Raw genomic sequence first — 10369 nt, 5'->3', positions numbered from 1 at the left:
TGGAAACGATCACTTGCGGCTCATGGATTGGCCAGCTCGGCAAGGCGCTGGCTCCCCGTGAGCTCGAAGCATTGCTGTGGGTGGCCCAAGGCCTCACCACCAAAGAAATCGCCCGCCAGATGTCGGTCAGCCCGGGCACCGTGGCCAACCGCATCGAAGCCGCGCTGTTCAAGCTGGAGGCCGGCCGCCGCATCGAGGCGGTAACCAAGGCGATGCGTCAGCAAATCATCAGTCCGCTGTGCATCGCCCTCGCTGGTCTCATCGCCATGCACTCGGTCATCAACGACAGCGACCCGATGCGCCGCGACCGCCGCGCGCCGGAGCGACGCACCGCCCAAGTTCGAATCGTTCGCAAGGCCGAGGCCTTCGAGTACCACGCCTGACCCTACCGAGGATCACCCCATGCAGACAGCAATGCACCCTGCCTTCCAAGAGAAGCTGGACATGCTCAAGGCCCTTCTGGCACGTACCCAGGAAGCCCGCGACGAGGCATTCGCCAAGATTGGGAACGGCGCTCCCCGCTATCAGGCTTCGGGAAAGGGGAAGATCTGGGACGTGGTCGAAATCGCTACCGGCGCCGTGCAAGGCTTCGCCTACAGCTACAAGGCGGCGATGCGCTTTGTCGATGCCTGCGAGGCAGGGGCGGCGAGCAAGACAGGCGCTCGGCAATGAGCAAGCGCAAACCGCACAACATGCGGGCACGCCTGGAGCGGACCTGCCGGGCGCTGGTCTCCGCCAACCACGCCGCCGTGGTGAACATCGACCCCAGCGGCCAGCAGGTGCTGATCAACTGGAAGAACCTCAGGCAGATCCGCGTGCGCCAGGTCGTCGACGCCGTTTGCGATATCCCGCACCGGTGGACCATCTACCTCAGCGTGCTTTGTCGGACTGAGTTCGGCGAGCGGTACAACAAGTCGATCGAGGTTGCGCCGCAAGGCAACTACCGAGCCGAGCACCTGACCGACGTGATCGAGGCGACCTACACAGACCTGCGGGCCACGGCCAACCCTAATCACCTGGTGGCGGCCGGCTGGATCGCCATCCCTACCGACACAACGCTCGACGAGGCAGAGGCCGCCAAGATCTTTGCCGCTGTCGGCGCCTGGAATCAGGCAGAACAAACAACGCCACTCGCCCATCATTCAGCAAATTTAACAGATACCCATAAAACCTTGTGATGAAAGCGCACCGGGTATTGCACTACGGCGCGCTGTTCCGTACAGGACGCCAATTAAGTGTTTCGTATACTCCAAGCAGCAGGGGGAGATACCAACAAAATAAATCGATTTTTCAGACCGCTGCCAGACATCTTATCTTTAAGCGAAGCAGACAAATCATCTCTAACTTTCCTGAGCCCTTCACCTTCAAATTTGCCCATATACATATCAGCAGGTAAGCCAAGTGATCGCTTATCAGTTGTGGTGACCTTTTGAGAAAAGCCCAGCTCCTCCATCACCGCATGAACTTTTGCGATACTATCCTGCGAAACAATCGGCTCGTACATCACCACAGTGACATCATAAATCATTCTGCCACCCCGCTTTCGTTATCAGCCCCGGAATTTGCACCTCGAACAGGACGAGTCGGGACGGGCTGATCTTGCCCTCTACGACCAACGAACCACCACGACCCGAACAAAACGGTAAACAACAGGCCAAAAAAACCTAACGAAAGGCCTAAAGCCCATTGGAGATTGGAAATTTGGCTGGAGAGAGCTTCTTTCGTAGCATAAGAGGACTGATCCGAAACAAGTTTCGAGTAGTTGGACTGCATCTCCTTGAATTCTACAATTTCACGCGTATCCTTAAACATGTAACTTTTTAAAGAGGAAAGCTCCTGATTTAGCTGTGAAAGAGTGCGGACCTGAACCGCATTGAAAGACTGACTTGAGGTCAAGCTTTCCAACTTATCCAACCGGGCACCGACGGAACCTGAATTAAGCAGAGAAATTTGCCCCTCAATTTTAGCGAGAGTTTTTTCCAGCTCTGGGATTTTCTTCATCCCTTCAAGCTCTGCAGCTAAAATAAGTTCTTTTTTGTTCAGTATCCCTTGAACTGGGGGAACCAGAAGGACTGCACTGAATGCAAAGATAAACACAACAAAATATCCGAGTAAAAAGCTGAGATTTTGGCTCCTTCGCCTATGCATATTTGCAAAAATCTGGTGCCTCAAATCCCGACCTGTATACGAAACGCCCTCAAACTCCATGCTCTCACGCCTATTGAAAAGCCCAAAATGCCATCATCTCATTATTGCTCTCAAAATCAAGAGCTTAGTATTCGATGACCTTAAGGTAGGTACATTTTGGGGCAAATACACCGGAGGAAAAATGTCTTCAGCAATCGACCTGTTCGCCGGCCTTGGCGGATGGAGCACCGGCGCGCGCGCCGCAGGGGTCCAGGTTCTCTGGGCGGCAAACCACTGGCCAGAGGCAGTGAAGTGGCACGCTGCCAATCATCAAGACACTGACCACGTATGTCAGGACCTGCACCAGGCCAACTGGGCAGCAGTGCCACGTACTGATATCGGTATAGCGTCACCATGCTGCCAAGGCTTCACAAATGCCCGCGGCAAAAAGAGCGGGAACCCGGAGCATGACGCATCGCGCTCGACAGCATGGGCCGTGCCGTCTGCTGCTGAGGTGCTGGACCAGGATGCTTGGGTAGTCGAGAACGTGCCCGAGTTCGTGAACTGGGTGCTCTACCCCAGCTGGGTGGATGCGATGCGGCGCCTGGGCTACCAAGTCGCGCCCCACATCGTTGATTGCGCCGACCTCGGCGTGCCGCAGCACCGGGTGCGCCTGTTCCTGATCTGCACCAAGAGCAAGGCGCCAATCCAGCTGCAACTGCAACAGTGCGAGCACGTGCCGGCCAGCAGCTTCCTCGACTTCGACGCCGGGCGCTGGTCGCTGATCGAGAAGCCAGGCCGCGCCCAGGCCACGCTCGACCGGGTGCGCAACGGCCGCCAGCGCTTCGGCGACCGCTTCATCATGCCGTACTACGGCAAGGGCTCCGGCACCACCGGCCGGGACATCAACAGACCGATCGGCACAATCACCACCTTGGACCGCTGGGCCCTGGTCGACGGCGACCGCATGCGGATGCTTAGCGCCGACGAGGCCCTGGCCGCCATGTCATTCCCGGCCGACACCCTTCGTCCCGACAACCACCGGCTGACCATGCACATGGCCGGCAACGCGGTACCGCCGCTGGCCGGTCAGCGCGTCATTGAAGCCCTGATGAAAGCCGGCTGACCTACGGCGATGCCCCGATTAAATTAGCGGATCAGGTGATTTAGCGCAGCACATTTCAGCAGGCAAATAGTAAGAATTTCCGATTCTGGAGTTTGGCCTGGAGGCATCAAACTGCCTTCCCCTTCAACCATGGCTGCAGCGAAAGAAAGTGAACTCAGCAGATTAAATAGCCGAAGATAGTTTGCTGGTGTCGCGTAACCCTGAAAAAAGCCGTGTGAAATCCCATGCCGATTCAAAGTTAGATAATCAGGAGCAGATTCAGTATGCAGATAAAGTTTCGATCCCAAATAACTTGATATGTTTTCAAACATTTGGATGCGCTCATGAAAGCGATCAAGAAACGATATCGATAATTCGTTTCTTGGATACCAGTCATAACCTTCCATCATCATATCAATTTCTTTCTGTTGCAGCCGTTTAAACACTACACTCAGCGATCGTATGCTTACTTCCTTACCTACATTCAGTCCTGAGGCCAGTCCCAGCTGCCTAACGATACCCTCTATGCAAGGCAGTAGACCTACGATGGCAATATTATACAATCCAAGACAGTATGCTTTTGATGACTCTACTAGCTGGGAATGAAATTGATCAAAGGTTTTCCTTGCGGACCAAACGCTTTCAATTAGCTTTGCCAGTCCATCAGGTGGATAAATATCTAAAAGCATGCGATCGCCGAGCCTAAGCTTTTCATCTTGGGTTACTGCACTGTTTATTTCCGCCGCGTGTTTCCCCAGAACCCCAATAGTATAATAGGGTGGCACCACTATATCTGCCGAAGAAAATACTTCGCGATACCACGCTAGTCCGGATGCCCTTGGGAGTTCAGAAAGACTTCTCGGAAAAAAAGCTGTCCCATCTAGAGTAGTCACTCTGTAACCGTGGATCGGCCAGAAGCCGTTTACCTCAGCCTCTTCAATTTTTATAAAGTCGGTAAATTCTCTTTCAAGACACGCCTCTACTGATTTCAGGCCTCGACCTAGGGCCTGCGCTCTTCTGCATTTTTTGTAGGCTTTCGCAAAATCCATAACATCACCTCCATCCAGAGCGCGGACTATATCCGTGAGGAACCCCCATGCCCACAGTAAACCGATCCAGCAACACCGAGATGGTCAGCGTGCCGCGCGTGCCGACCCGTGAAATGCTCAATGGCGTATGCATGCACCCGGACCTTGCAAGGTCTCTTTGGAGTGCACTGCTGGAGAAAGCACCGCAGCCAGCACCGCAGCCCCACCCCGAGCCTATAGCCTGGATGGTTGGTACTGCCTTCTGGTGGACCAAAGAAGAGGCAGAGCGGGATGCGGCGGAGACTGGGCTGCCGATTGTTGGGCTGGGGCCGTTGACCGACGCAGCGCCTGCGGAGCAGCGCGATGGCGAGCCGGTGGCGTGGCTAGCTAAGACCCTCAAAGGCAGCCTTGCTGGGACGCTCGGGCTTGCACGATATGACCAACGGCTTAACCCCGACCTGTACGAGGGGCCGTTCCCAGTCTTCAGGCACGCCGATCCTGGCGAGGTTGAGCGGCTGCGTGAGGCTTTGATTGAGAACAAGAAGGCGTATAGCGAGCTTGAAGCCCAGCTCGCAGAAGACTTCAAGCACATCGACGACTTGCGCGCGCAGCTGGCCGAGAGGGATGCGCTGCTGCGTGAAGCCGACGAGTTCATGTACATCATGACCGCACATGATGGACACGCAAAGCTGGCTCACCGATATGGAAAAGATTGGTGGGACGCTATCGACAAGCTTCGCGGCAAGGTTTGCACCGCCCTGTCCGCCAGCGCAGAGCCGCAGGTGAAGTCGTGAAGACGCACTTCGCACCATTCACTGACTTGGAAGACCTTGAGCAAGCACCGTGTGGCACCTGGCTAGGAGAATCCTCCGAGCTGTCAGGCGACTGGGTCAAGGTCGATTGCCGGCTCTGCAAGAAGCGCCGCGAAAGGATCATTACTGCTGCAGCAGACGAAGAGCGCTTCATCGTCGAACAGATGGGCGACATGGCGGCCTACATGCGCGCCGCAGACTCCGACCCGCAAGAGAACATTTGCACTCCAAAGCTGTAACCCCTCTCCCCTCTATTCACTGCCGCGATATGGCGGCCAAGGCCAACCCATGGAAATCGTACCGAGCACGACGGGCCGGGGCTTTGCCCTGCTCGAGTTTTCTGACCTCTACGGAGCCCGCTGCAACGTCCAGCTCAGCAGCCTGGTCGAGCCCGAGGCCATCTGGCTGGGCGTGGAAAACGCTGAGCCGCAGATCATGGCCAGACAGGCCGCCGCCTTCGGAGTAGAAACCAAGGAAACCGTGGGCTGGGTGCCATACCCAATCCCCGACCAAGTGCTGCTGAAAACGCGCATGCACCTGAGCCGGGAGCAGGTCACCGCCCTGTTGCCGATCCTCCAGCGCTTCGCAGCCACTGGCGAGGTGCGGTTATGAGCCGCCTCGCCCTCTGCCTCCTGCTGCTGGCCACCGGCGCCAGCGCAACCGAGAACGTCATCGACGTGCAGCACGACAGCCAGCGCGGCGTCACCTGCTACCTGCTCAATGGGGTCGGCATCAGCTGCATCCCCGACAGCCAGCTGCAGGCCGGCAACCAGCGCCAGCTCTCCCCGCACGAAACCCAACCCGAACCTACACCCGCACTGGCGCCTGGGCGCTGGATTGATGAGAGGTATGAGCTCTAATGGACAAGTACATGGAAAATGCTGCGCTTCGCGGTGACATCGAGCACTACAAGGAAGTCATTGAGCAGCTGCGGACTGAAAATGCCGCGCTGGGCGGAGCAGCTGCGGTAAGCGCCTTCAGCACATTGGCAACCCGACTTGCAGTCAAAGACTCCACTTACTTCCTGCAGGCTGCCATCGACGTTCAGGCCGAGCGTGGCAAGCAGTACGACGCTCCAGGCGGCGAGCGCAGCATGGGCCGTACCGTCCAGGCCTTCAACGCCATCACCGGCCGCGACCTTACCGAGGCCGAAGGGTGGCTGCTGCTTCAGGTGCTGAAGGATGTGCGCCAGTGGCAGAACCCCGACAAGTTCCACGAGGACAGCGCGCTGGATGGCGTGGCGTACTCGTCGCTGAAGGCTGAGGCCCTGGCCGCCGGTGGCCGGCCATGAGAAGTCTCGGCGAAATCATCGAAGCAGCCAAATCCGGAGAGCGCCCAGACTACGACGAGCTGCGCCTGGCCGTGTGCGCCATGGACGGCCTCATGACCTTTGACCGCCAGGCCATCTGGAAACTGGCCGAGGGCGAGGAGAAAGGCAAGAAGCCGTTCTTGACCTGGAGCTGCGTCTGGCAGCGTGACGAGCACTTCCAACGCATCAAGCGGGCGATGGCCACTGACCCGAAAACATACCTCGGGCCCAACTACGACCCCGACAGCCCGGCAGTGCAAGAGCGGCGGCGCATGTCGATCGCAATCATGGAAGGCGCTGCACGCCGCGCACAGGAGAGGAAGCAATGATCCTGCCCCTGATGTACATGGCCTACCTGATCTACAGGGGGCCGCGATGAAGCTGATCTACCGCATCAATCGCTGGCTTCCCTTCGGCGGGCTGCCGATCGCCCGCGTCCGCCTTGGCCGCAACACCTGCACCCTCTACAAGAATGGCTGGGTCTTGATCAGTGACGGCAAGAGCACAGATGCCCTCCCGATCAACTTCACCAGCCAGGCCCTGGTCGACGCATTCGCGGCCGAACTCGCCTAACCCCTCCCTCAACTACTCAAGCCCGCCGACATGCGCGGGCGAGGATTCCCTATGTCCGCAACCAACCGATTCCACCAGGTCGCCAACGACGCGCTGGTGATGATCAGCGAAAACCTTAACCCAGGCGCCAAGCTGGCTCTGGTGATCTACACGCCCGGCGAGCCGGAGCTGGACATCGTTTTGAAGGACGGCGGACTCAACGTCGACGAGGTGATCAACACGCTTCGCCGGCGCGGCGGCCTCAGCCTTGACGGCGACAACGTCTACAAGCGCTCGGTCTGTGACGTCATCATCGGCGCCCTTGCCACAGGCAAGCAGAACAACAACCCACCGCCTGCCGATCACTGGGGCCTTGAGTTCTGGGATATCGGGCGTGCCGAGGGCGCACTGCAGGAAGAGTTGGTGCAGGCGCTTCGCCTGGTGCGCAAAGAGCTGGATTCCTGCCAGCGAGTTATCCATTACGCGGGCGGCTTCGATCCGGCCTACGTCAACGATGCCCAGGCCGCACTGAAGGTCGCCGACGCAGTGCTCGAAAAAACTCCCGCCTGACCACCAACCTGCCGCCACCGGCGGCGTGGAGACCATCCCATGGAACATGCAAGCGAGTTTCTCGATGAGGAAGAGGTGGTGCGGGTGACCGGCTACCAGCTCCCGAGCAAACAGATCGCGTGGCTGGCCAATAACGGCTGGCAGTACACGCTCACCCGGGCCAGGCGGCCCATTGTCGGTCGGGTGTATGCCCGCCTCAAGATGGCAGGCGTCAAGCCAACGGCAACGAATGCCACGACTGAAACATGGACATTGGACTTATCGCGCGTGGGGTAACAGATGCGCACCAGGAAGGCATCGAACAAGGACCTGCCGCCGCGGATGTTGCGGCGGGTCCGCAAGTTGAAAAGCGGGAAGTTGTGGGTTGGGTATTACTACGACGGGAGGGATGCAGACGGGAAGCGGCAGGAAGTGCCGCTGGGGACTGACCTCGCAGAGGCCAAGTTGGAATGGGCGCGCCTGGAGCATAAGGCGAAGCCGAAAGTGATGGCGACAATGGGCGAGCTGTTTGACCGGTACGAGCGGGACATCATCCCGGGCAAGTCGCCACGCACGCAGAAGGACAACAAGTACGAGCTGGAGCGCCTGCGCAAGGCGTTCGCTGACGCGCCCATCGAGGCCATCAGCCCCCCGGTAATTGCCCAGTACCGGGACGCCCGCAGCGCAAAAACCCGGGCAAACCGGGAAATCGCCCTGCTCTCGCACGTTTTTACCATGGCTATGGAATGGGGGTTTGCCGAGCGCAACCCATGCCTGGCGGTTCGCCGCAACAAAGAGAAGGTGCGCGACTTTTACGCGGCTGACGAAATCTGGGATGCGGTGTATGCCGAAGGCGACCAGGGCCTCAAGGATGCCATGGACCTAGCCTACCTGGCCGGCCAGCGCCCTGCGGACACCCTGAAGTTCAGCACCGTCGACCTGGACGAGGACTACCTGTGGGTCGACCAGAACAAGACCGACAAGAAGTTGCGCATCCGGCGGCACGTCAACGGCGAACTGACCGGCCTTGGCCTGTTCATCGAGGCGCTACTGGAGCGGCGAAAGCTGCAGGGTGTACGCAACTCACGCCTCATCACCAACGACTCAGGCCTGCGTATGAGCTGGGAGATGCTGAGGAACCGCTTCAGCGAAGCGCGGGACAGGGCTGCCCGCAAGCTGACTGCCGATGGCAACACAGACCTGGCCATTAAAGTTCGACAGTTCCAGTTCCGCGATATTCGACCGAAGGCAGCGTCGGAGATCGAGGACATCAGCCACGCCAGCCGGCTGCTTGGGCACTCCAAGGAGGAAATCACCAAGCGCGTTTACCGCCGTGTCGGCGAAGTGGTCAGCCCCACCAAATAAAGGGCTGATGCGGAAACGATGCCCAAAGATGCGGAAACGATCCGGGTTTTCTGCGCACAAAGAAAAACCCCGCAGACCTTAATCTGCGGGGCTTTCGAATGGTGGAGGCCGAGGTCGGAATCGAACCGGCGTAGACGGATTTGCAATCCGGAGCATAACCACTTTGCTACTCGGCCTCAAAGGTCGGATCTAGCAGCTTGCGCTTCGCTATCTCCTTGAAACGCTGAACCTTTTTCAAAGTTTGCTGCGTTTCGATGGGCGCCATTATGTCTTCATTCCTTTAACCTTGCAACCCCCTGAACGAAAAAAAATTTCAACGGGTTCAAGGTGTTAGCGCAGACGGCCGAGTTTACTCCACAAGCCCACCACTGTGTTCTCCACGGTGCCACTGGCAGCCATGCCGATTCGCTCCTGCAGGCTCTTGCGTTCGGCGTAATGCAGGTGGAACAGGTTGGCGTTGCGCGCGCGTTCGCTGAGGTACTCGTCGCTGGTCTGCAGCTCGTCCACCAGCTTGCGGTTGAGTGCCGCGACGCCCAACCAGACTTCGCCGGTGGCCACTTCGTCGATGTGCAGCTGCGGGCGATAGCGGGCAACGAAGTCCTTGAACAACTGGTGGGTGATGTCCAGGTCTTCCTGGAACTTCTCCCGGCCTTTCTCGGTATTCTCGCCGAACACGGTCAGGGTGCGCTTGTATTCACCGGCGGTCAGCACTTCGAAATCGATATCGTGCTTCTTCAGCAGGCGGTTGACGTTGGGCAGCTGCGCCACCACGCCAATGGAACCCAATACGGCGAACGGTGCGCTGACGATCTTCTCGCCAATGCAGGCCATCATGTACCCGCCACTGGCGGCTACCTTGTCGATGCACACGGTCAACGGGATGCCGGCCTGGCGAATGCGCGCTAGCTGCGATGCGGCCAGGCCATAGCTGTGCACCAGGCCACCACCGCTTTCAAGGCGTAGCACCACCTCGTCGCGCGGGGTGGCGAGGGTGAGCAGCGCGGTGATTTCGTTGCGCAGGCTTTCGGTGGCAGAAGCTTTGATGTCGCCATCGAAATCCAGCACGAAGACCCGGCCCTTTTCCTCGGCCTTGCTTTTTTTCTGCCGCTTTTCCGCCTTGGCCTGCTGCTTGCGCAAGGCCTTGAGCTGGGCCTTGTCGAGCAGGCCGGATTCCAGGCGCTCGCGCAGGTCCTTGTAGAACTCGTTCAGGCGGGTGACCTGCAATTGCCCACCCGATTTGCGCCGCCCCTTGCCGCGCAGCCCGGCGATGGCCGACAGCACTATCAGGATGGCGATGACCAGGGTGGCGGTTTTGGCGAGAAAGCTTGCGTATTCAGCAAGAAACTCCACGTTGACTCCTTCAAGACTTGCGCCACAACGGCGCGTAACTGTAGCAAGCATACCGTTGCGCCTGAGGTGCTGCCAGCCGTGGCAAACGCTGGCAACATCTTTCAAACAACCTTTTCAAACGCTTGTATGTTTTTTCGTTGACAGCCCGTGTGCCGCATCCTAACCTCGCAGC

At 58.4% G+C, this 10369-nt stretch carries 18 protein-coding genes and 1 tRNA gene; 14 read left to right on the top strand and 5 right to left on the bottom strand.

Annotated elements, in window-relative coordinates; all coding sequences use genetic code 11:
- The 3 genes from MJ643_RS09440 to MJ643_RS09430 all read left to right on the top strand — a co-directional run.
- A partial coding sequence (locus tag MJ643_RS09440; RefSeq protein WP_247726783.1) for a helix-turn-helix transcriptional regulator occupies nt 1-383 on the top strand: 383 nt, incomplete at its 5' end.
- A 19-nt stretch (nt 384-402) separates the two neighbouring features.
- Nucleotides 403-672 (top strand): hypothetical protein, encoded by a 270-nt coding sequence (locus tag MJ643_RS09435; protein ID WP_247726782.1) that lies wholly within the window; start codon nt 403-405, stop codon nt 670-672.
- Nucleotides 669-1178 carry a hypothetical protein gene (locus tag MJ643_RS09430; protein WP_247726781.1) on the top strand — a complete coding sequence of 170 codons (510 nt, stop codon included), beginning with the start codon at nt 669-671 and terminating at the stop codon, nt 1176-1178. The genes MJ643_RS09435 and MJ643_RS09430 overlap by 4 nt, the downstream gene beginning before the upstream one ends.
- 53 nt (nt 1179-1231) lie before the next feature.
- Here the strand turns inward: MJ643_RS09430 and MJ643_RS09425 are convergent, their stop codons facing one another.
- Complete coding sequence (locus MJ643_RS09425; protein WP_247726780.1) at nt 1232-1528, bottom strand: hypothetical protein; 297 nt, start codon at nt 1526-1528, stop codon at nt 1232-1234.
- Nucleotides 1525-2208: a hypothetical protein gene (locus tag MJ643_RS09420; protein ID WP_247726779.1), complete on the bottom strand. Its 684-nt coding sequence runs from the start codon at nt 2206-2208 to the stop codon at nt 1525-1527. Before MJ643_RS09420 ends, MJ643_RS09425 begins: the two co-directional genes overlap by 4 nt.
- 121 nt (nt 2209-2329) lie before the next feature.
- Between MJ643_RS09420 and MJ643_RS09415 the strand changes: the two genes are divergently transcribed.
- Nucleotides 2330-3253, top strand: a complete 924-nt coding sequence (locus MJ643_RS09415; protein WP_247726778.1) for a DNA cytosine methyltransferase — start codon at nt 2330-2332, stop codon at nt 3251-3253.
- Nucleotides 3254-3276: 23 nt separating this feature from the next.
- Here the strand turns inward: MJ643_RS09415 and MJ643_RS09410 are convergent, their stop codons facing one another.
- Nucleotides 3277-4281, bottom strand: a complete 1005-nt coding sequence (locus MJ643_RS09410) for a hypothetical protein (protein WP_247726777.1) — start codon at nt 4279-4281, stop codon at nt 3277-3279.
- Between the two features lie 47 nt (nt 4282-4328).
- Between MJ643_RS09410 and MJ643_RS09405 the strand changes: the two genes are divergently transcribed.
- From MJ643_RS09405 to MJ643_RS09360, 10 genes are read left to right on the top strand one after another with little or no spacing between them, the layout of a single operon-like run.
- Complete coding sequence (locus MJ643_RS09405) at nt 4329-5054, top strand: hypothetical protein (protein WP_247726776.1); 726 nt, start codon at nt 4329-4331, stop codon at nt 5052-5054.
- Entirely contained in the window at nt 5051-5311 is a 261-nt protein-coding gene (locus MJ643_RS09400; protein ID WP_247726775.1) for a hypothetical protein, read from the top strand. Before MJ643_RS09405 ends, MJ643_RS09400 begins: the two co-directional genes overlap by 4 nt.
- Nucleotides 5312-5360: 49 nt before the next feature.
- The gene (locus tag MJ643_RS09395; protein WP_247726774.1) at nt 5361-5684 is read left to right on the top strand and encodes a hypothetical protein; all 324 of its coding nucleotides are present in this window, start codon (nt 5361-5363) and stop codon (nt 5682-5684) included.
- Entirely contained in the window at nt 5681-5932 is a 252-nt protein-coding gene (locus MJ643_RS09390) for a hypothetical protein (RefSeq protein WP_247726773.1), read from the top strand. Before MJ643_RS09395 ends, MJ643_RS09390 begins: the two co-directional genes overlap by 4 nt.
- 11 nt (nt 5933-5943) lie before the next feature.
- Nucleotides 5944-6363, top strand: a complete 420-nt coding sequence (locus MJ643_RS09385; RefSeq protein WP_247726772.1) for a hypothetical protein — start codon at nt 5944-5946, stop codon at nt 6361-6363.
- Nucleotides 6360-6710 (top strand): hypothetical protein, encoded by a 351-nt coding sequence (locus tag MJ643_RS09380; protein ID WP_247726771.1) that lies wholly within the window; start codon nt 6360-6362, stop codon nt 6708-6710. The genes MJ643_RS09385 and MJ643_RS09380 overlap by 4 nt, the downstream gene beginning before the upstream one ends.
- A 46-nt stretch (nt 6711-6756) precedes the next feature.
- Complete coding sequence (locus tag MJ643_RS09375) at nt 6757-6954, top strand: hypothetical protein (protein ID WP_196171147.1); 198 nt, start codon at nt 6757-6759, stop codon at nt 6952-6954.
- Between the two features lie 51 nt (nt 6955-7005).
- Nucleotides 7006-7503, top strand: a complete 498-nt coding sequence (locus tag MJ643_RS09370; protein WP_247726770.1) for a hypothetical protein — start codon at nt 7006-7008, stop codon at nt 7501-7503.
- Between the two features lie 39 nt (nt 7504-7542).
- Entirely contained in the window at nt 7543-7779 is a 237-nt protein-coding gene (locus tag MJ643_RS09365; protein ID WP_085590818.1) for a DUF4224 domain-containing protein, read from the top strand.
- A gap of 3 nt (nt 7780-7782) precedes the next feature.
- Nucleotides 7783-8847: an integrase gene (locus MJ643_RS09360; RefSeq protein ID WP_247726769.1), complete on the top strand. Its 1065-nt coding sequence runs from the start codon at nt 7783-7785 to the stop codon at nt 8845-8847.
- Between the two features lie 102 nt (nt 8848-8949).
- Here the strand turns inward: MJ643_RS09360 and MJ643_RS09355 are convergent.
- Together MJ643_RS09355 and sohB are read right to left on the bottom strand one after the other, a co-directional pair.
- Nucleotides 8950-9023 (bottom strand) — tRNA-Cys (locus tag MJ643_RS09355).
- A 154-nt stretch (nt 9024-9177) separates the two neighbouring features.
- The gene (sohB, locus tag MJ643_RS09350) at nt 9178-10197 is read right to left on the bottom strand and encodes a protease SohB (protein WP_013973207.1); all 1020 of its coding nucleotides are present in this window, start codon (nt 10195-10197) and stop codon (nt 9178-9180) included.
- Nucleotides 10198-10369 lie beyond the last annotated feature (172 nt).

Origin of the sequence: Pseudomonas sp. PNPG3 (assembly GCF_023093815.1) — a bacterium.
GTDB lineage: Bacteria > Pseudomonadota > Gammaproteobacteria > Pseudomonadales > Pseudomonadaceae > Aquipseudomonas > Aquipseudomonas asiatica.
Note: the sequence above shows the minus strand (reverse complement) of the source record. Positions and strands in the feature narration are given on the sequence as shown.